General features: G+C 42.8%; 20 protein-coding genes, 2 tRNA genes and 1 pseudogene (1 of these 23 only partly in view). 21 read left to right on the top strand and 2 right to left on the bottom strand.

Annotation, left to right across the window (positions count from 1 at the left end; translation table 11 throughout):
* Positions 1 to 36: 36 nt before the first annotated feature.
* The 5 genes from AM500_RS00560 to AM500_RS00540 all read left to right on the top strand — a co-directional run bounded on the left by AM500_RS00560 (position 37) and on the right by AM500_RS00540 (position 2,262).
* Positions 37 to 306 (top strand): RNA-binding S4 domain-containing protein, encoded by a 270-nt coding sequence (locus AM500_RS00560; RefSeq protein WP_053597479.1) that lies wholly within the window; start codon positions 37 to 39, stop codon positions 304 to 306.
* 101 nt (positions 307 to 407) lie between these two features.
* Entirely contained in the window at positions 408 to 710 is a 303-nt protein-coding gene (gene yabP, locus AM500_RS00555) for a sporulation protein YabP (RefSeq protein WP_053597478.1), read from the top strand.
* Positions 707 to 1,339, top strand: coding sequence for a spore cortex biosynthesis protein YabQ (gene yabQ, locus AM500_RS00550; RefSeq protein WP_053597477.1), 633 nt, complete (start codon positions 707 to 709; stop codon positions 1,337 to 1,339). The genes yabP and yabQ overlap by 4 nt, the downstream gene beginning before the upstream one ends.
* A gap of 12 nt (positions 1,340 to 1,351) precedes the next feature.
* Positions 1,352 to 1,741 carry an FtsB family cell division protein gene (locus tag AM500_RS00545; protein WP_053597476.1) on the top strand — a complete coding sequence of 130 codons (390 nt, stop codon included), beginning with the start codon at positions 1,352 to 1,354 and terminating at the stop codon, positions 1,739 to 1,741.
* Positions 1,742 to 1,836: 95 nt separating this feature from the next.
* Positions 1,837 to 2,262, top strand: coding sequence for a S1 domain-containing RNA-binding protein (locus tag AM500_RS00540; RefSeq protein ID WP_043931781.1), 426 nt, complete (start codon positions 1,837 to 1,839; stop codon positions 2,260 to 2,262).
* Between the two features lie 146 nt (positions 2,263 to 2,408).
* On the opposite strand, the gene AM500_RS00535 is transcribed toward AM500_RS00540, so the two are convergent.
* Positions 2,409 to 2,480 (bottom strand) — tRNA-Glu (locus tag AM500_RS00535).
* A 43-nt stretch (positions 2,481 to 2,523) separates the two neighbouring features.
* Positions 2,524 to 2,597, bottom strand: a tRNA-Met gene (locus AM500_RS00530).
* 274 nt (positions 2,598 to 2,871) lie between these two features.
* Here AM500_RS00530 and spoIIE point away from each other — a divergent pair.
* From spoIIE to lysS, 16 genes and pseudogenes are all read left to right on the top strand, one after another.
* Positions 2,872 to 5,337 carry a stage II sporulation protein E gene (gene spoIIE, locus AM500_RS00525; protein ID WP_442853984.1) on the top strand — a complete coding sequence of 822 codons (2,466 nt, stop codon included), beginning with the start codon at positions 2,872 to 2,874 and terminating at the stop codon, positions 5,335 to 5,337.
* Between the two features lie 84 nt (positions 5,338 to 5,421).
* Positions 5,422 to 6,162: pseudogene (locus AM500_RS00520) on the top strand (VWA domain-containing protein); the annotation flags it as partial.
* Positions 6,131 to 7,144: a protein kinase domain-containing protein gene (locus AM500_RS00515; RefSeq protein ID WP_053597474.1), complete on the top strand. Its 1,014-nt coding sequence runs from the start codon at positions 6,131 to 6,133 to the stop codon at positions 7,142 to 7,144. The pseudogene AM500_RS00520 and the gene AM500_RS00515, both read left to right, overlap by 32 nt.
* Before the next feature lie 146 nt (positions 7,145 to 7,290).
* Positions 7,291 to 8,703, top strand: coding sequence for a tRNA lysidine(34) synthetase TilS (tilS, locus tag AM500_RS00510; protein WP_053597473.1), 1,413 nt, complete (start codon positions 7,291 to 7,293; stop codon positions 8,701 to 8,703).
* A 1-nt stretch (position 8,704) separates the two neighbouring features.
* On the top strand, positions 8,705 to 9,250 hold the full coding sequence (gene hpt, locus AM500_RS00505) for a hypoxanthine phosphoribosyltransferase (RefSeq protein ID WP_043931774.1): 546 nt from the start codon (positions 8,705 to 8,707) through the stop codon (positions 9,248 to 9,250).
* A 98-nt stretch (positions 9,251 to 9,348) separates the two neighbouring features.
* The gene (gene ftsH / locus AM500_RS00500; RefSeq protein ID WP_053597472.1) at positions 9,349 to 11,313 is read left to right on the top strand and encodes an ATP-dependent zinc metalloprotease FtsH; all 1,965 of its coding nucleotides are present in this window, start codon (positions 9,349 to 9,351) and stop codon (positions 11,311 to 11,313) included.
* Between the two features lie 180 nt (positions 11,314 to 11,493).
* Positions 11,494 to 12,282, top strand: a complete 789-nt coding sequence (locus AM500_RS00495; protein ID WP_053597471.1) for a type III pantothenate kinase — start codon at positions 11,494 to 11,496, stop codon at positions 12,280 to 12,282.
* A gap of 15 nt (positions 12,283 to 12,297) precedes the next feature.
* Entirely contained in the window at positions 12,298 to 13,176 is an 879-nt protein-coding gene (hslO, locus tag AM500_RS00490; RefSeq protein WP_053597470.1) for an Hsp33 family molecular chaperone HslO, read from the top strand.
* 20 nt (positions 13,177 to 13,196) lie between these two features.
* On the top strand, positions 13,197 to 14,075 hold the full coding sequence (locus AM500_RS00485) for a peptidyl-prolyl cis-trans isomerase (protein ID WP_053597469.1): 879 nt from the start codon (positions 13,197 to 13,199) through the stop codon (positions 14,073 to 14,075).
* 155 nt (positions 14,076 to 14,230) lie between these two features.
* On the top strand, positions 14,231 to 15,157 hold the full coding sequence (gene cysK / locus AM500_RS00480; protein WP_053597468.1) for a cysteine synthase A: 927 nt from the start codon (positions 14,231 to 14,233) through the stop codon (positions 15,155 to 15,157).
* A 264-nt stretch (positions 15,158 to 15,421) separates the two neighbouring features.
* On the top strand, positions 15,422 to 16,243 hold the full coding sequence (gene folP / locus AM500_RS00475) for a dihydropteroate synthase (protein WP_053601576.1): 822 nt from the start codon (positions 15,422 to 15,424) through the stop codon (positions 16,241 to 16,243).
* Complete coding sequence (gene folB, locus AM500_RS00470; RefSeq protein ID WP_053597467.1) at positions 16,236 to 16,595, top strand: dihydroneopterin aldolase; 360 nt, start codon at positions 16,236 to 16,238, stop codon at positions 16,593 to 16,595. The genes folP and folB overlap by 8 nt, the downstream gene beginning before the upstream one ends.
* Positions 16,596 to 16,597: 2 nt before the next feature.
* Entirely contained in the window at positions 16,598 to 17,125 is a 528-nt protein-coding gene (folK, locus tag AM500_RS00465) for a 2-amino-4-hydroxy-6-hydroxymethyldihydropteridine diphosphokinase (RefSeq protein ID WP_053597466.1), read from the top strand.
* A complete protein-coding gene (locus AM500_RS24755) occupies positions 17,077 to 17,286 on the top strand; it encodes a helix-turn-helix domain-containing protein (RefSeq protein WP_082347093.1) in 210 nt (69 codons plus the stop codon). Before folK ends, AM500_RS24755 begins: the two co-directional genes overlap by 49 nt.
* A 54-nt stretch (positions 17,287 to 17,340) precedes the next feature.
* On the top strand, positions 17,341 to 18,339 hold the full coding sequence (dusB, locus tag AM500_RS00460; protein WP_053597465.1) for a tRNA dihydrouridine synthase DusB: 999 nt from the start codon (positions 17,341 to 17,343) through the stop codon (positions 18,337 to 18,339).
* Between the two features lie 198 nt (positions 18,340 to 18,537).
* Positions 18,538 to 19,435 carry the 5' portion of a lysine--tRNA ligase gene (lysS, locus tag AM500_RS00455; RefSeq protein WP_053597464.1) on the top strand. The gene runs 587 nt beyond the window's last position, so the window shows 898 of its 1,485 coding nt (coding positions 1–898); its start codon is at positions 18,538 to 18,540; its stop codon lies beyond the right edge, outside the window.

Genomic DNA, 19,435 nt, shown 5'->3' with positions numbered 1-19,435 from the left:
GGGGTTTGGCACTTAAAAAAGTAAGGGGGAAGTTACGTGAGGTTAGACAAATTTCTTAAAGTTTCGAGAATTATTAAACGAAGGACGCTGGCTAAAGAGGTATCTGAACAAGGAAGAATTCTTGTTAATGGAAAGGAAGCAAAGGCCAGTACAACTGTTAAGGTTGGCGATGAGTTAACCATACGATTTGGCCAACGGGTTCTGACTGCCAGGATTGATCAAATCCAGGAAACAACCCGGAAGGATGAAGCCGCAGAAATGTATACGATTATCAAAGAGGAAAGGGTAAATCAGGACACTTTCTAATGTATTGCCCTAACACCTGAGCGGGATTTAGGGAGGCTTGTTCTATTTAACACGAATATGGCATAGGATGTACAAAACTATGTGATTCGGGGGTTGAACAGATGAGCCAGTATTATGATACGAATCAAAACAAAGGAACAGTACCTGAACATGATGTCATTATGAGAGGGCGCAAGCTTCTGGACATTACCGGAGTAAAGCAAGTTGAAAGCTTTGATAACGAAGAATTCCTCCTTGAGACAACTATGGGGTTTCTTTCTATTAAAGGCCAAAATTTGCAAATGAAGAATCTGGATGTCGATAAAGGAGTTGTGTCAATTAAGGGAAAAGTGTTTGAACTTGTTTATCTGGATGAACAGCAAGGAGAAAAAGCTAAAGGCTTCTTTAGCAAATTGTTCCGATGACACTGAATGTCCAGTTCATGACCATGGCGGCAATGATTATTTCGGGGATTGGCTTCGGTATGACGCTAGACACTTACCAGCGCTTCTTAAACCGCCCAAAACGAAAGAGCTGGATCTCCTTCATCAATGACATTTTGTTTTGGGCTGTACAGGCCCTGGTAATTTTTTATGTGCTTTTTATAGTGAACCGTGGAGAAATCCGCTTTTATATATTTCTGGCTTTGTTGTGCGGATTTGCTGCGTATCAGGCGTTGATAAAAAGTTTCTATCTTTGGTTATTGGAAAAGTTGATTCATTTCGTGAAAACCATATGGCGTTTTCTCGTTAAAACGTGTAGTCTTTTAATTTTTAATCCTGTTGTTGGACTTATCCAAATTGTCGTAGGGCTTGTCCTCCTTCTTGGGAAAGCACTCCTATCCTCAGGGAATTTTATATTGAAAATTTTACTTAAAGCTATTAAAGTCATTTTTTTCTTGCCGTTGAAGAAATTTTTTCAAATTTGTTGGAAACTCATGCCGAAAGGGATTAAAAAAAACGTCGAGAAGTTATATAATAAAATGGCAGGATTATTTATAAAGACAAAGAATGTTTATAAAAGGGCGATTAAGTGGAATAAAAATAAAAAGTAAAGGGGGACCAGCATGAGGGAGACAAAGAAACGGAATGTAGCCAGGATCAACAATGAATATGTGGAAGCTAAGCTTTATTCATCAGAAGCTGCATTGCGGAAGCGGAAAGGGCTCATCCGCCGATTGTCTGCGTTTGCGTTGCTGGCAGCCCTTTTGATGTATTTCGCAGTTTCGTCAATGTATACAAGAGCAACTATGCTGGAAGAAAAAAAGTCTGAAAAGGCACAGCTTAAACAACAGCTGACAGAACTTGAGAATGAGCGTGATGTGCTCAATGAGGAAATAAAAAAACTCAACGATGATGAATACTTAGCAAAACTGGCCAGGAAGCTGTACTATTATTCTGGTGAAGGGGAGACGATCTTCACGCTTCCCAATGATGGAAATGATAAGGAAAAATGAACCACATGGTTGTTCCATTGCACTCATTTTTTAATTTCGGTATAATATAGAGTAAGTATGATTTTTTTATATTTTTAAGGAGGAAAATTCTTTTTATGTCAATCGAAGTAGGCAGCAAGTTACAAGGAAAGGTAACAGGGATAACAAATTTCGGAGCGTTCGTCGAGCTGCCGGAAGGGTCGACTGGCCTTGTCCACATCAGTGAAGTAGCGGATAACTATGTCAAGGATATCAACGACCATCTTAAAGTGGGTGACATGGTTGAGGTTAAAGTCATTAATGTTGAAAAGGATGGGAAAATTGGCCTTTCAATTAAAAAGGCTAAGGACCGTCCGGAACAACAGCAGAGGCCATATACACCACGTCCGCGTCAGGGTAGGACGAATGACCACCGTGCTCCACGCCCTGAGAATTTCGAATCAAAAATGGCTAAATTCTTAAAGGATAGTGAAGATCGCCTAACATCCCTAAAGCGCCATACCGAATCAAAACGAGGCGGCAGAGGTGCCAGACGAGGATAACTTGTTGCTGCTAAAATTGAATTATATATTTTCTTATACCAGGCGGGCCCATTTGGGTTTGCCTGTTTTTTTGGCCATAATAAGCGTGAAAGCATAAAACAGCAATAAGAAAGGAGCCACCCAATTGGGTGGCTCCTTTTTCATTATGACCCCTACGGGATTCGAACCCGTGTTACCGCCGTGAAAGGGCGGTGTCTTAACCGCTTGACCAAGGGGCCAAGTTAAAAGAAAACGCCTGGTTTTCCAGGCATTTCCTAAATATAGCGGCGGAGGGGATCGAACCCCCGACCTTACGGGTATGAACCGTACGCTCTAGCCAGCTGAGCTACACCGCCATTTTGCACCAGATGCTGGTGGCAAGGGCAAGTGCCTTTTTAAAAAGCACAAGTTTTATAATACAGACAATAAAAAGGGCTGTCAATATATTTTTTGTTTTTCCCCACCTCAAAGGTAAGATAGGTGAAATAGTCTTGGCAAGTTTTGTATGACTGTGGCAAACCGTGTGAAATGCGTCGAACAAAACTAATTGGAGCAGCCTTTATTTTGACAATCTTTGAATGCTTGTCCATTTATAATTAGCCCAATGATTACAGACGGGGGAGTGTTATTTTGGAAAGAGCGGATGAAACAATTATCGGGCAGGTTTCTAACTCTGGATTGGGGACCAGATGGGAAATTGGAAATCTATTTGCAAAAATGCAGGACAAGGCTGAACTTTTTTTTCTCAAACACGGATATCTTCTTATCATTGTCGGTTTTCTGCTGGGCAGAGCCCTGATACTATCAAAGTTGACTCCTTTTGGTTTACCCTTCTTTGCAGCTGTCTTTTTAATTAAAAAAGAACGGGCTCCACTGGCGCTCCTAGGTTTAATAGCTGGTGCAGCTACGATATCTCTTGGAAATGCATTATCCTCCTTTACCATCATCTTTTTATTCCTGCTTTTATTTAGGGCTACAAGGGAGTGGATTACAAATCCGGCAAAGATAATCCCTTATTATACAGGAATTGTTCTTTTCGCAGGTAAACTGGGTGAGAGGTTTGTAGTGACTGGAAATCTTACACTATACGATGGAATGATGGCATCGGTCGAAGGAGTACTTGCCTTCATTCTATCATTAATATTTTTGCAGAGTGTTCCGCTTGTGACAATAAATAAACGAAAGCAGCCGTTGAAGACAGAAGAGATTGTTTCTTTGATCATTCTGCTTGCATCCATCATGACAGGGACCATTGGATGGACATTGTACGGGGTTTCAATAGAGCATGTAATGTCAAGATATCTCGTACTAGTATTCTCGCTTGTTGCCGGGGCCGCTGTTGGCTCGACAGTCGGTGTCGTAACAGGGCTTATCTTTAGTCTGGCAAATGTATCGAGTTTTTCGCATATGAGTCTCCTTGCTTTTTCCGGGGTACTTGGCGGCTTATTGAAAGAAGGGAAAAAAATAGGAGTATCCTTTGGCTTACTTGTTTCAACGTTGCTTGTTGGAATGTATGGTGAAATTGGAAGTTCGCTTTCAGGTACCCTATTGGAAACAGGTGCCGCCATTGTTTTGCTTTTTATGACCCCTATAGCCCTAACAGAAAGAATAGCAAAATATATACCTGGTACTCCGGAACATACCGCTGAGCAGCAAAAGTACATGCGTAAAATGAGAGATGTAACGGCAAAAAGGGTTGCGCAGTTTTCGGATGTATTTGAAACACTATCAAAAAGCTTTTCGCAAAACGATCCAGAACCGGGTGAGGATAAGGAACTGGACTTCTTTCTTAGCAATGTTGCTGAAAAGACATGCCAGACCTGCTTTAAGAAAGAACATTGCTGGACAAGGAACTTTACAACAACATATGACTATATGGAAGAAATTATGCTGCAAATGGATCAATCTAAGGCGAACATTCCTCCAAAACTGGCCAGGGAGTGGGAGAAGCATTGTTCACGCCCAAAGAAGGTTTTAGAAGCAATTCATCAGGAACTAGCGGTATACCAGGCCAATCAAAAACTGAAAAAACAGGTCCATGAGAGCAGAAGGCTGGTAGCAGACCAACTGCTTGGGGTTTCGGAAGTCATGGGTGATTTTGCTAAAGAAATTCAGAGAGAGCGGGAGAACCTTCATAAACAGGAAGAGCAAATTCACGAGGCAATCCAGGGTTTTGGCCTTCAAATAGAGAATGTTGAAATTTATAACCTTGAACAAGGCAATGTTGATATTGACATGACTATTCCATTTTGTAATGGGCATGGTGAATGCGAAAAGTTAATTGCACCGATGCTCTCTGATATATTAGGGGAAACGATCATTGTCAGCACGGAAGAATGCGGCACATTTCCAGGTGGGCTATGCCAGGTTACATTTCGGTCTGCAAAGGCTTATACCGTTGAAACGGGAGTCGCCTATGCAGCCAAGGATGGGGGTTTTGTGTCAGGGGACAGTTTTTCAACGGTAGAGCTTGGAAGCGGCAAATACGCAATTGCAATAAGCGATGGAATGGGGAATGGCAAGCGGGCTCACGATGAAAGCCAAGAAACATTAAAATTGTTACAGCAAATCCTGAAGTCCGGTATTGAGGAAAAGGTGGCAATTAAATCTGTAAACTCCGTGTTATCATTACGGACAAATGATGAGGTTTTTTCGACACTGGATCTTGCGGTTATTGATATGCAGAACGCTTCAGCCAAATTTCTGAAAATTGGATCAACGCCAAGCTTTATCAAGAGAGGGAAGAAGGTAATGAAAATCCAGGCCAGCAACCTTCCGATGGGAATCGTTCAGGAGTTCGATGTTGATATGGTAACAGAGCAACTTAAGGCCGGAGATATCCTTATTATGATGAGCGATGGTGTCTTCGAAGGTCCAAAGCATGTGGGGAATTATGAGATGTGGATGAAAAGAAAGATTCATGAACTAGAGACAGAAGATCCTCAGGCTATAGCAGATTTAATCATGGAGGAAGTCATTCGCTCAAGGTCCAATCAAATAGAGGATGATATGACTGTCGCAGTTGCAAAGATAAAGCATAATACTCCGAAGTGGGCATCCATTCCCGTGCAAAGCATAAAGAAACGTCGTGCCTAATTCTTTAAAGGCTTCTGGTCTGTAAATAGGTATAAATCCCCTTCATCACGTCGAAGATGGTAACATTTCAAGAATGGAGGGAACGGAATGCGAACGGGAAAGATCCGGCAGATATTGGTCATTACCGATGGATGTTCTAATCAGGGAGAGGACCCTGTTGCAATGGCGGCTCTTGCAAAAGAACAGGGTGTGACGGTCAATGTTATTGGTGTAATGGAACGGGATACAATCGATGAACAGGGAATGAGAGAAATAGAGGGGATTGCATTATCAGGTGGCGGGGTTAGTCAGGTTGTATATTCCACACAGCTTTCCCAAACTGTTCAAATGGTGACGAGACAAGCGATGAATCAGACTATTCAAGGTGTAGTCAATCGTGAATTGCAGCAAATCCTAGGCAGGTCAAAAACAATGGAAGACCTTCCGCCTGAAGAGCGAGGTGAGGTCATGGAGGTCGTCGATGAACTGGGAGAAACGGTTGACCTTGAAGTCCTGATTTTGGTCGATGCAAGTGCAAGCATGAAACATAAACTCCCAACAGTGAAAGAGGCGCTGCTTGATTTATCAATTAGCCTCAATGCAAGAACAGGCAAAAACAATTTCTCTGTGTTCGTATTTCCCGGGAAAAGGGAAGATGTCGAAAAAGTCCTTGATTGGACTCCGCGCCTTGAATCCATTACAAGTATATTTTCAATGATTACTCCCGGAGGAATCACTCCAACTGGACCAGCTATACGCATTGCACTCCGTTCGTTTGACCAAAAGAAATCATTAAGGAGCCTTATCGGGCAAGATGATGAATCATACTTCGAAGAATCCATGTAAGCTGCCTCCGGCTACTGTTATTGAAGGGAAATGGCATAAGCAAAAATATATTTTGCTAAAGGAATTAGGTGAAGGGGCTAATGGCGTTGTTTATTTAACCAGGTACGGAAATAAAAAAGCCGCGCTTAAAATTAGCAGCAATGGGTTAACAGTCACATCCGAGGTCAATGTGTTGAAGTCTTTTGCCAAGGCCCGGGGCACCGCCCTAGGGCCCTCTTTGCTTGATGTTGATGATTGGCAGGGGCCAGGAGGGCTATTGAGTTTTTATGTAATGGAATATATAGACGGTCCATGCTTTGATACATTTATAGCCAATAAAGGACGAGACTGGGTTGAGGTAATTTTTCTTCAACTTTTAAATGATCTTGATGAGCTTCACCAAAGTGGCTGGGTATTTGGTGATTTAAAGCCTGATAATTTAATTATAGCCGGTCCGCCATACAGAATCCGCTGTATTGATGTTGGCGGAACTACGTTAGCAGGAAGGGCGATCAAGGAGTATACAGAGTTCTTTGACCGCGGATATTGGGGGATGGGTTCTAGGAAAGCCGAACCTTCTTATGATCTATTTGCCGCTGCAATGGTCTTTATATCAATTGCATACCCAAAGAGATTCAGCAAAGTTGGAGGAGGCTTAAAGCAGCTTCAGGAAGCAATACGGCAAAAAAAAGAACTAATCAAGTATGAGCCGGTGCTTCTTAAAGCATTGAAAGGCGAGTATCCTGCTGCAAGAGACATGAGAGAGGCCCTACTGGAAAATGGAGAACGGCGATGGCACCGAAGTAGTGGGGTTCAACCAAATGCGGCGAATATTGGCAGCAATTCTCCATACCAACAGCCAAGCCGACAACGAAAGCGGGCAAATGGAAACAAACACCTCCAGGCAGTTACACGCAAACAAGGTGGAATGAAGGAGACCGTTTTTATTGTATCTGCAATGGCAATTCTTTATATTGTTTATATTGTTGTACAATTAAATTAGAAGGAATTGAAACAAATTTGTTTAGCTTATGAAACTTTTCTCCATTCTTATCGTAAACAAATGGAAAAGCAGTTTTACTAAAAATCGCTGGTTATTCAAAGTTCGTTTTGGGTAAACAGGGTAACATATTATAGGGAAGATTGCAGATGCTTGAAGAAAAAATTGAGGCACTTTTAAAACGAAAAGCCATTTCCTTAAAAGGAAAAAGAATTCTTATTGGTGTATCTGGCGGGCCGGATTCAATGGCAATTCTTCACTATCTTTGGGAGCAAACAGAAGTTATGGATATAACACTTTCTGTTGCCCATGTGGACCATATGTTTAGAGGGAAAGAATCACTTGAGGATGGCATGTATGTGAAACGTTACTGTGATGAAAGAGGCATAGCTTTCAACATGGCTAGAATTGATGTGCCGGCTATCATTTCCGCTACCAGAAAAAATGGCCAGGAAGCAGCAAGAGATGCGCGATATAGCTTTTTTCGGGAAATGATTAAAAAAGGCCGCTATTCGTATCTTGTGCTGGGACATCATGGGGATGACCAGGTAGAGACGATTCTTATGAGGCTGACTAGAGGTTCGATTGGCAAGGGCAGGGCAGGGATTCCGTTTAGCAGACCCTTTCATGGTGCCGAAATTATTAGGCCGCTTCTTGGTGCCACCCGGAATGATATAATGGATTATTGCCACAAAAAAGGGATTGAACCGCGCTTTGACCCTAGTAATGAGAAAGAAATTTATAGCAGGAACCGGTTTCGGAAGATTGTCCTGCCCTTCTTGAAGAAGGAAAATCCCAATGTTCATGAGCAATTTCAGCGATTCAGTGAAGAGTTGGAAAGTGATGAGGTTTATCTCGAGGAATTGGCTGCACAAAGAATGGATACAGTAATGACAAGAAGGGAAAAGGATAGGATTGTGATTGATATATTGGCTTTTCTTGGGATGCCAATGCCTTTACAAAGAAGAGGGATTCAACTAATATTAAACTATCTTTATGAAGAGGTACCCGCTTATTTCGCTGCTATACATATTGATCAAGTCCTTTCTCTGATAAATCATCCTCATCCATCAGGCAAGCTTAATATGCCTGCCGGGCTGAAAGTTACTCGTTCCTATCAACAATGCATTTTCCACTTTAATGACAGTGATAATGCCCCATTCAGATTTGAATTAGAAGGAATAGGGAAGTTAGACTTGCCAAATGGCTTTACACTTTCAGTTGAAGTATGCAGTACCCTTGAATATGGGTTGGGGAATGATAGCACCTTTCTTCCGGTTTCCCTTATAAATCTGCCGCTCGTTATCCGGAATAGGGAAAAAGGGGACAGGATGGCATTAAAAGGGCTGGAAGGAACCAAAAAGATCAAGGATATTTTCATCGATTGCAAGGTACCCGTTTCTGAACGTGGAAACTGGCCTGTCATAACAGATAGTAGCGGCCGGATAGTCTGGCTGCCGGGTCTGAGGAAAACACCCTATGATTCTGCAGGGGAACCCGGAGAACGCTATCTGAAGCTAAAGTATAAAAAGGAACCAACAACCTCTGGGGGGCACATGTGAAATGAAAAATGACATTAAGGAAATTCTGATTTCTGAAGAGGAAATCCAGGAAAAGACAAAGGAATTGGCTGCGCGGCTTACTGAGGATTATAAGGATAAATTTCCTTTGGCCATTGGCGTCCTTAAGGGAGCCATGCCTTTCATGGGAGATCTTTTAAAAAGGATGGACTGCTATCTTGAAATGGATTTTATGGATGTTTCAAGCTATGGCAATTCCACAGTATCATCCGGAGAAGTTAAGATTCTCAAGGATTTGGATACTTCTGTTGAAGGACGGGACCTGTTAATTATTGAGGACATAATCGATAGCGGCCTTACACTTAGCTATCTTGTCGAGTTATTTCGTTACAGGAAGGCAAAATCAATCAGAATTGTCACGCTCCTCGATAAACCAACTGGCAGAAAGGTAGATATTAAAGCTGAATACGTCGGTTTTGTAGTACCGGATGCTTTCGTTGTTGGATATGGGCTTGATTATGCGGAAAAATACCGTAATCTTCCTTATATTGGCGTTCTGAAGCCTGAAGTATACACAAAGACCGAATAGGGAGTTCTATGGAAATTCCCTAAAGCACAATTGTTGAAGCGGTATCATTATTTATGCTACTATTTTATATACGTTTTCACCGTGGGAGGAGGTAAGGGATGAACCGGATTTTCCGTAATACCATCTTTTATTTACTAATATTTTTAGTAATCATAGGCGTTGTAAGCTTCTTTAATGGAAGCAATGAACGTTCAGAAAATATATCGTATGACAAATTTATTTCTCACCTCGATAAGGGGGAGATTGAATCTGTCACGTTACAGCCTGAACGGGGTGTTTACGAGGTGCGAGGGCAGCTTGAAAACGCCAAGGAAGGCGAGTACTTCCTAACTTATGTCCCAAATAGCGAGAGGATGCTTAACCGGATTGATGAAGTTCTTCCGGAGGCAAAGGTTGATATACTTGCTGCTAAGGAAACAAGCGGCTGGGTAACCTTCTTTACTTCAATCATTCCGTTCGTGATTATATTCATCCTGTTCTTCTTCCTGCTTAACCAGGCTCAAGGCGGCGGCAGCCGTGTCATGAATTTTGGGAAAAGCAAGGCCCGACTTTACAGTGAAGAAAAGAAAAAGGTTCGCTTTAAAGATGTAGCCGGGGCTGACGAAGAAAAGCAGGAACTAGTCGAGGTTGTCGAGTTCCTGAAGGATCCACGCAAATTTGCCGAACTTGGGGCTCGTATACCAAAAGGTGTCCTTCTGGTTGGACCTCCAGGAACAGGTAAAACGCTTCTTGCCCGTGCTGCAGCTGGCGAGGCAGGAGTTCCATTTTTCTCAATTAGTGGTTCAGACTTTGTTGAAATGTTTGTCGGTGTCGGGGCGTCCCGTGTCCGTGATTTATTTGAAACCGCGAAGAAGAACGCTCCATGTATCATCTTTATTGATGAAATTGATGCTGTTGGACGTCAGCGTGGCGCAGGCCTTGGCGGCGGCCATGATGAACGGGAACAGACGTTAAACCAGTTGCTTGTTGAAATGGATGGATTTGGTGCGAATGAAGGAATTATCATTATTGCTGCAACCAACCGCCCTGACATCCTTGACCCTGCACTTCTTCGTCCGGGCCGTTTTGACAGGCAAATCACAGTTGACCGTCCTGATGTTGTTGGACGCGAAGCTGTTTTGAAGGTCCATGCACGTAATAAGCCGCTGGATGAAGCTGTAAACCTTAAAAACATTGCAATGCGTACTCCAGGGTTCTCTGGTGCGGATCTAGAAAACCTTTTGAATGAAGCAGCGCTTGTTGCTGCCCGTCGAGACAAGAAAAAAATAGAAATGACAGATATAGACGAAGCGACAGACCGCGTCATTGCGGGTCCAGCTAAAAAAAGCCGCGTGATTTCTCAAAAGGAGAGAAGGATTGTGGCTTTCCACGAAGCAGGACACACCGTCATTGGGCTCATGCTTGATGAGGCCGAAATGGTTCACAAAGTAACGATTGTTCCACGTGGCCAGGCTGGAGGTTATGCGGTCATGCTGCCGAAAGAAGACCGCTACTTTATGACAAAGCCTGAATTGCTAGATAAAATTGTTGGCTTGCTTGGCGGACGTGTAGCAGAGGAAATTGTATTTGGTGAAGTAAGTACTGGTGCTCATAATGATTTCCAAAGGGCAACAGGAATTGCACGAAGAATGGTTACGGAATTCGGAATGAGTGATAAGCTTGGCCCAATGCAATTTGGCCAGGCGCAAGGGGGCCAGGTATTCCTTGGCCGCGATCTTCATAATGAGCAAAATTATTCCGATAAGATTGCCTATGAAATTGATTTGGAAATTCAGCGCTTCATTAAGGAATCCTATGAACGATGCAGAAAAATTCTTACTGAAAACCGGGATAAGCTCGACCTGATTGCCAATACGCTTTTAGAAGTGGAAACATTGGATGCTGAAGGCATTAAGCATCTAATCGAGCATGGCAGGCTTCCAGATGGAAAGGTCCCTGTAAAAACAACACCTGCTGAGGTCAAGGAAACACTTGATGATGTGATTATCAACATTTCAGGTAAAAAGAATGACGAGCAAGACCTTGGATTTACTAAGCCTGAAGAAGATAAAACTGATAAATAATTTCATGACAATATCGAGAAGGGCATCGCTTTTGCGGTGCCCTTCTCTTTTTAAGTTCCTAAACAGCACACTTTTAAGGAATTCTTTTTTCTATCTGGTTTCTATTTATGGTATTATGTTTTCAGCATTTGTGTAGCGTAGAAAAAAGGACTCGTATACAAACAGTAAAGTGGTGAGGAAATGATTTTTGTTTTTGACATTGGAAATACAAATATTGTTTTAGGGGTATATAAGGGTGATGATCTTCTTCATCATTGGAGGATTGAAACAAACCGGAATAGAACTGAAGATGAATATGGAATGGTAATAAAATCTCTTTTTGAACATTCGGGGATGTCTTTTCACGATATTGAAGGAATCATCATATCCTCGGTTGTTCCGCCTATCATGTTTTCCCTCGAGAGAATGTGTCAAAAGTATTTCGGAGTAAAGCCGCTGGTAGTTGGTCCCGGCATCAAAACCGGTTTGGATATTAAATATGAAAACCCCCGTGAAGTGGGCGCTGACCGGATTGTCAATGCAGTGGCAGCTATTAATGAGTATGGAAGCCCTCTAATAATTGTCGATTTCGGCACTGCGACTACCTATTGCTATGTCAATGAACATAAGCAGTATATGGGTGGGGCAATAGCACCTGGTATTGGAATTTCGACAGAAGCCCTATATTCAAGAGCCGCAAAACTTCCCCGTATCGAAATTGCGCGGCCTGAAGGTGGAGTTTTAGGGAAGAATACTGTAGCAGCCATGCAGGCAGGAATTCTATATGGGTATGTTGGACAGGTTGAAGGAATTGTAAAACGGATGGTAGACCAAAGCTCAAAAACACCAACGGTCATAGCAACTGGTGGATTGTCTGCTTTAATTGCCTCCGAATCGAAGTTAATTGATATAGTTGATCCATTCCTAACCTTAAAAGGACTTCAGCTTATTTATAAGCGGAATGTGGATACATTAAAAACGTACAATTAGGAAGGGAGCACAAAAATGAGTGATTACTTAGTTAAAGCCCTCGCCTATGGCGGGCAAGTTCGGGCTTATGCTGTAACAAGTACGGAGACAATATCAGAGGCACAACGAAGACATTATACATGGCCTACAGCTTCTGCTGCGCTGGGACGGGCAATGACTGCCGGACTAATGATGGGTGCGATGCTAAAGGGCGATGAAAAGCTAACCATAAAGATTGAAGGTGGAGGCCCAATAGGGAATATCCTTGTTGATAGTAATGCCAGGGGTACGGTAAGAGGATACGTATCAAATCCGCAAACCCATTTTGAACTGAATGAGAAGGGCAAGCTTGATGTGAGGAGAGCTGTTGGGACAGATGGAACCCTTACCGTAGTGAAGGACCTTGGGTTAAGGGATTTCTTCAGCGGGTCTATACAGTTGGTATCAGGTGAACTTGGGGAGGATTTCACTTATTATTTTGCCACTTCAGAACAAGTGCCTTCATCGGTAGGGGTTGGGGTCCTGGTTAATCCTGATAACTCCATCTTGGCTGCTGGAGGGTTTATACTTCAGCTTATGCCAGGAACATCTGATAATACAATTTCGGTGATGGAAGAGCGCTTAAAAACAATAGAACCAGTTTCAAAAATGATTCAGCGCGGTTTAACCCCAGAAGAGATATTGGAACAGTTGGTTGGCAAAGAAGAACTTAGCATCCTTGAAAAAATGCCGGTCTCTTTCGAGTGTACATGTTCCAAGGAGCGATTTGCAGATGCAATTGTCTCACTCGGCCAGGGGGAAATAAGAGAGATGATTGAAGAAGATGGCCAGGCAGAGGCACACTGTCACTTCTGCAATGAAAAATATCTTTATACTAAAGAAGAGCTGGAAGAGTTATTGAATCAGGCTAAATAAACTCAGCCGGGAGAGGGAACATGAAAACGAGGGAATTGTGGCTGGTAATAGCTTCGCTGATTATATTAAATGCTTTGACGTTTTTCTACTTTAACTCCAGAACTGATTTAATGCCTAAGGATGGAGAAACAGTCGCAACGATTGGAAAAGGGACCATAACAAGGCAGGAATGGCTTGCCGAACTCGAAGAGCGTTATGGGGAAGAAACGTTGAGGGAACTAATTGACCAGGAAGTCGTTGCCCAGTTGGCGGCGAAATACGATGTGAACATCCCTGAAACAGATGTTGAAAGGGAGTTAAGATTGTTCCAAACTGCATATGGAGGGTCTGCTGCCGGAGGGAAAGAAGACCTAGCCAGGTGGGAGAAACAAATAAAAACATCCCTGCTTCTGGAAGAAATTTTATCAAAAGACGTTGTCGTTTCCGAACAGGAAATAAAGTCCTATTATGAAGAGAACAAGGACCTGTATAATGTGCCAGCAGCCTACCATCTATCGCATATTGTGGTAAACCAGGAGGACGCGGCAAACCAAATTATAAAGGAGCTCGAGGAAGGATCGAGTTTTTCAGCACTTGCCCGGGAAGCTTCCCAGGATGAATTTACTTCCTCCAAAGGCGGCGATCTTGGTTTTATCCAAATAGGGGATGACCGTTATCCGGAGGAATACATGCAAGCTGCCGCATCACTAAACAAGGGTGAATGGAGCAAGCCAATTGAAACTTCTTCAGGATATGTGATCATCCAGCTGAATGAAAGCATCGATGAGCGCAGCTACTCGTTTGAGGAAGTGAAAGGTGAAATAAAAAGACAAATTGCTCTCTCTCAAATGGATGCCCCGGCTTTAGCGGGTGCTCTCTGGGATGAAGCGGGGGTTGACTGGTTTTATGGTAAGCAATAAAACTGCTCCACTTTTTTAAAAAAGTGGAGTTTTTTTGTAGAAAATTTGTGTTAATAATGATTATTTAGGGAATGTTATTATATTGACTATTTTTTGGCAAAGTGTTAAATTTTATATAAATCCAATAAAAATACTCGGAATAAGGAGTGGGAACAATGGTACGTATTGCAAATTCGGTTGCAGACCTAGTAGGTAATACCCCGATAGTAAAGCTGAACCGACTGGTTGATGAAAATAGTGCTGATGTTTATTTGAAGCTGGAATATATGAATCCAGGCAGCAGTGTTAAGGACCGGATTGCTGTTGCAATGATCGAAGCAGCAGAAAGAGAGGGCGGCTTGAAAGAAGGCGATACGATCATTGAACCTACTAGCGGTAACACCGGAATAGGCCTTGCGATGATTGGCGCAGCAAAAGGATATAAAACGATTTTAGTCATGCCTGAAACAATGAGCCTGGAGCGCCGCAATCTTCTTCGTGCATATGGGGCAGACATTGTGCTCACCCCAGGTCCTGAGGGCATGGGTGGCGCAATTCGCAAAGCGGAAGAATTGGCAAAGGAAAATGGGTACTTCATGCCTCAGCAATTTAACAACGAGGCAAACCCTGAAATTCATAGAAATACAACGGGTAAAGAGATTGTTGAACAATTTGGTGATCAGTTGGATGCGTTTATTTCGGGGATTGGCACTGGTGGTACCATAACAGGCGCAGGAGAAGTTCTTCGTGAAGCCTATCCTGGGATTAAAATTATCGCAGTTGAGCCAGCTGATTCTCCTGTGCTATCCGGTGGGAAACCCGGCCCGCACAAAATCCAGGGTATTGGCGCAGGTTTCGTACCTGCTATCCTGAATACGGAGATCTATGAAGAAATTATTACCGTTCAAAATGATCAGGCGTTTGAATATGCCCGCCGTGCCGCTAAAGAAGAAGGTATCCTAGGTGGAATTTCTTCTGGCGCAGCCATTTTTGCGGCGCTAAAGGTAGCGAAGGAACTGGGTAAAGGAAAAAAGGTACTCGCGATCATTCCGAGTAACGGGGAACGTTACCTTAGCACACCGTTATATCAATTTGAAGATTAGATGAATGATTCCTAAACATGGGCTGGCGTTTGCTGGCTCATGTTTTATTTTTTTGTCCAGAGATGTTAACAATTGTCTGTTTGTAACTTATCTTATAAGCAAGCTTCAGCACTTAGCGGTGAATTTCCTTAGGCCCTGGCACCTAAATTTGTATTTCCATCGTTTATTTTTCTATGTTGCTCATTATGATTTAGCGGGAACTTCTTGTATGATAGGAGAGGAAATTTGAAAGAGGAGGATAACACCTTGCCTAAGAGTACAGTAATTAAATGTGGCCCTTTTGAATTAGATTATTCTTTAAAAACACAGATTATGGGCATTTTAAATGTCACCCCAGACTCCTTTTCGGATGGGGGAAAATTTAATGCGGTTGACCGTGCAGTTGAACACGCGAAATTAATGGTTGAACACGGGGCTGATATAATTGATATAGGCGGTGAATCTACCCGCCCTGGGCACGAACCAGTGACTACCGATGAGGAAATTTCAAGGGTAATTCCTGTTATTCAAGCGTTAGTGGAGGAGTTATCTGTTCCTATCTCAGTTGATACGTATAAAGCGGAGGTTGCAAGAGAAGCAATTGGTGCTGGGGCTCATATCATAAATGATATTTGGGGGGCGAAGAGAGAGCCCGAGATTGCAAAAGTCGCAGCAGAAACGGGAGTTCCTATCATCCTTATGCATAACCGTGAAGACATCCCCTATAGTTCGTTCATGCGTGATGCTTTTTCAGACCTGTATGATAGTATTAAAATTGCAAAGGAAGCAGGAGTAAAGGACGAACAAATTATATTGGATCCCGGAATTGGTTTTGCTAAAACGTTTGAAGAAAACATTGAAATGATGCAAAATCTCGACCATTTAGTTGCGCTTGGATATCCGGTCCTGCTTGCTACTTCACGTAAGAGATTTATCGGAAGAGTCCTTGACCTCCCGCCAGAAGAAAGGATGGAAGGAACAGGAGCTACGGTTTGCTTTGGTATTCAAAAAGGCTGCCAGCTTGTTCGGGTTCACGATGTAAAAGAAATCGCCCGAATGGCCAAAATGATGGATGCAATGATGGGACGTGGACAAGTCAATGGATAAAATTTATGTAAACAGGATGGAGTTTTATGGATACCATGGTGTCTTCCCTGAAGAGACCCGTCTGGGGCAGCGCTTTGCGGTTGACCTTGCAGTTGGCCTTAGTCTCGAGAAAGCTGGATTATCGGACAACCTTGAGGAATCTGTCAACTACGGCGAGCTGTTTCGCTTATGCAAAGAGGTTGTTGAGGGCGACCCGTTTAAGTTGATTGAGGCAGTAGCTGAAAAAATAGCTTCCAGAGTACTCCAGGAGTTTCCTCTTATAATGGAAGTGATGGTGAAAGTAATTAAGCCTGACCCTCCAATTCCGGGACATTACCGTTCGGTAGCAGTTGAAATTACGAGGAGAAGATAAAGTTGAAAAACAAGGCATATCTTTCACTTGGAACCAATATGGGGGACAGGCTTCACTATCTGTTTTCTGCAATTCGTGAACTGAATCGACATCCATCAATCCGCCTGATAAATTATTCATCGGTTTATGAAACAGACCCTGTAGGTTATGAAAATCAGGATCTTTTTTTAAATATGGTGGTAGAAATAGCAACGAATTCAGATTCGCTAACTTTATTGAAGATCTGTCAAGAAATAGAGAGGGTTTATGGCAGGAAAAGGGAAATGAGATGGGGCCCTCGAACAATAGACCTTGACATTCTTGTCTATAACCAAGAAAATATTGAAACAGAGAGCCTGTGCATTCCTCATCCAAGGATGAGTGAACGAGCTTTTGTGCTTGTTCCGTTGCATGAAATCGCCGGAAACATTTCTCTTCCCGGCTTTGAAAAGCCACTGACTCAAACTTTGGAACTGTTACCTGATAAAGAAGGAGTACGGATATGGAAGCGGAAAAATGGGGAAGACGGATTCGGGCTTTTAGAAAACTAAAGGGATTTACCCAGGATAGATTCTCAAAAGAATTGGGTGTGTCGGTTTCAATTCTTGGAGAAATTGAAAGAGGAAACCGAATGCCACCGGCAGATTTGCTTAAAAGAGTCTCGCAAGTTTTACACGTCAGTATTGATGAGATAGCTCCTCCCAAGGAGTAATATAGGGATTTAGCGGTAGGTTCAAAAATATTAAGCGGAAAGGAGGCTTATGCAATGTTGAAAATTGGCGATATTGTCATGAAAAACCCTGTTGTTTTGGCGCCAATGGCTGGTGTCTGTAATTCAGCTTTCCGGTTAACAGTCAAGGAATTTGGTGCCGGCCTGGTTTGCGCCGAGATGGTAAGTGATAAAGGCATTGTGTTTAAAAATGAGAAGACGATGAATATGCTTTATATCGATGAGCATGAAAAACCTTTGAGTCTGCAAATTTTTGGGGGTGAAAAGAAAACTCTCGTTGAAGCTGCCCAATTTGTAGACAAAAATTCAAATGCCGACATCATTGATATAAATATGGGCTGCCCAGTTCCTAAAATCACAAAATGTGATGCAGGGGCAAGATGGCTTTTAGACCCTAACAAAATTTATGATATGGTTTCCGCGGTTGTAGATGCAGTTGAAAAGCCGGTCACTGTTAAAATGCGGATTGGCTGGGATGAAGAGCATATTTTTGCAGTGGAAAATGCCCGTGCGGTTGAACGTGCAGGAGGAAAAGCTGTTGCTGTCCATGGGCGTACCCGTGTTCAAATGTACGAAGGCAAAGCAAACTGGGATATCATTAAGGAAGTTAAACAATCCGTGGCTATTCCTGTTATCGGTAATGGTGACGTACAAACTCCGCAAGATGCTAAACGTATGCTTGATGAAACTGGGGTTGACGGTGTAATGATCGGGCGTGCGGCTCTGGGAAACCCTTGGATGATTTATCGAACTGTAAATTACCTGGAAACGGGAGAGTTAATGGGTGAGCCATCTGTTCGTGAAAAAATTGATGTAGCTATCCTGCACCTTGACCGTTTAATTGCCCTTAAAAATGAGGATATTGCTGTGAGGGAAATGCGCAAGCACGCAGCATGGTATCTAAAAGGGATTAAGGGCAATGCGGAGATTCGAAAAGCCATTAATGAGTGCACTACGAGAAAAGATTTTGTTATGCTGCTCAATGGCCATGTTGCAGATGTGGAGGAAAAAGAACACCAGGCGATTGTTGGCTAATTCCAATAATTCGGCTGCCGGTACATAACTGGCAGCCTTTCTTCTATATTCTAATATTTTTATTGGGACTGAACGCGTATTTTGTGTAAAATGGAACTAATGTCTTGTTTGATGAAAAATTGTCCAAACTAAATGGATAATACAACAATTCAACTATAAGGTGGATTACATACCTCACTATATATAGGAGCTGATATCATGAGCCATGAGGAATTGAATGACCAATTTCTTGTAAGAAGAGAAAAGATGAACCAGATGCGCCAGAAGGGCATGGATCCGTTCGGGAAAAAGTTTGAGCGTACAGCCACTAGCAGGGAACTGATTAGCCATTATGGAGAGTTGGAAAAGGAAGAGCTCGAAACGAAAGAAATTTCGGTTGCGCTAGCAGGCCGGATTATGACGAAGCGTGGTAAGGGCAAGGCTGGTTTTGCGCACCTTAAGGACCTTACGGGGCAAATTCAAATCTATGTTAGAAAAGATGCGGTTGGGGAAGAACAGTATGAACTTTTCGATTCATCCGACCTTGGCGATATCGTCGGTGTTACAGGCACGCTCTTTAAAACCCAGGTTGGTGAACTATCCATTAAAGTTAGTGAGTACACCTTCCTTACAAAGGCACTGCGTCCATTACCTGATAAATTCCATGGTTTGAAGGATGTCGAGCAGCGTTACCGCCAGCGTTACCTTGACCTTATCGTCAGCGATGAGAGCAAGGAGACGTTTATTACACGGAGCAAAATCCTTCAGTCCATGCGTCGTTACCTAGATGAACAAGGGTATCTGGAAGTTGAAACACCAATGATGCATTCGATTGCAGGTGGTGCTTCTGCCCGTCCATTCATTACCCATCATAATGCTCTTGATATGGAGCTGTATATGAGGATAGCCATTGAACTTCATTTGAAGCGTCTGATTGTTGGCGGACTTGAAAAGGTGTATGAAATTGGCCGAGTGTTTAGAAACGAAGGAGTCTCAACGAGGCATAATCCTGAGTTCACCATGATTGAGCTGTATGAAGCGTATGCTGATTATGAAGATATTATGAAGTTGACAGAAAATCTGATTGCTCACATTGCGCGTGAAGTACTGGGAACTA

Origin of the sequence: Bacillus sp. FJAT-18017 (assembly GCF_001278805.1) — a bacterium.
Classification (GTDB): domain Bacteria; phylum Bacillota; class Bacilli; order Bacillales; family Cytobacillaceae; genus Bacillus_D.
This window is presented reverse-complemented; position numbering and strand designations above follow the sequence as displayed.

Excerpts from the sequence above, each read along its gene's own strand:
- yabP (WP_053597478.1), top strand. The coding sequence starts at position 408 with ATGAGCCAGTATTATGATACGAATCAAAACAAAGGAACAGTACCTGAA.
- yabQ (WP_053597477.1), top strand. The coding sequence starts at position 707 with ATGACACTGAATGTCCAGTTCATGACCATGGCGGCAATGATTATTTCG.
- AM500_RS00545 (WP_053597476.1), top strand. The coding sequence starts at position 1,352 with ATGAGGGAGACAAAGAAACGGAATGTAGCCAGGATCAACAATGAATAT.
- AM500_RS00540 (WP_043931781.1), top strand. The coding sequence starts at position 1,837 with ATGTCAATCGAAGTAGGCAGCAAGTTACAAGGAAAGGTAACAGGGATA.
- AM500_RS00515 (WP_053597474.1), top strand. The coding sequence starts at position 6,131 with ATGATGAATCATACTTCGAAGAATCCATGTAAGCTGCCTCCGGCTACT.
- tilS (WP_053597473.1), top strand. The coding sequence starts at position 7,291 with ATGCTTGAAGAAAAAATTGAGGCACTTTTAAAACGAAAAGCCATTTCC.
- hpt (WP_043931774.1), top strand. The coding sequence starts at position 8,705 with ATGAAAAATGACATTAAGGAAATTCTGATTTCTGAAGAGGAAATCCAG.
- ftsH (WP_053597472.1), top strand. The coding sequence starts at position 9,349 with ATGAACCGGATTTTCCGTAATACCATCTTTTATTTACTAATATTTTTA.
- AM500_RS00495 (WP_053597471.1), top strand. The coding sequence starts at position 11,494 with ATGATTTTTGTTTTTGACATTGGAAATACAAATATTGTTTTAGGGGTA.
- hslO (WP_053597470.1), top strand. The coding sequence starts at position 12,298 with ATGAGTGATTACTTAGTTAAAGCCCTCGCCTATGGCGGGCAAGTTCGG.
- AM500_RS00485 (WP_053597469.1), top strand. The coding sequence starts at position 13,197 with ATGAAAACGAGGGAATTGTGGCTGGTAATAGCTTCGCTGATTATATTA.
- cysK (WP_053597468.1), top strand. The coding sequence starts at position 14,231 with ATGGTACGTATTGCAAATTCGGTTGCAGACCTAGTAGGTAATACCCCG.
- folB (WP_053597467.1), top strand. The coding sequence starts at position 16,236 with ATGGATAAAATTTATGTAAACAGGATGGAGTTTTATGGATACCATGGT.
- AM500_RS24755 (WP_082347093.1), top strand. The coding sequence starts at position 17,077 with ATGGAAGCGGAAAAATGGGGAAGACGGATTCGGGCTTTTAGAAAACTA.
- dusB (WP_053597465.1), top strand. The coding sequence starts at position 17,341 with ATGTTGAAAATTGGCGATATTGTCATGAAAAACCCTGTTGTTTTGGCG.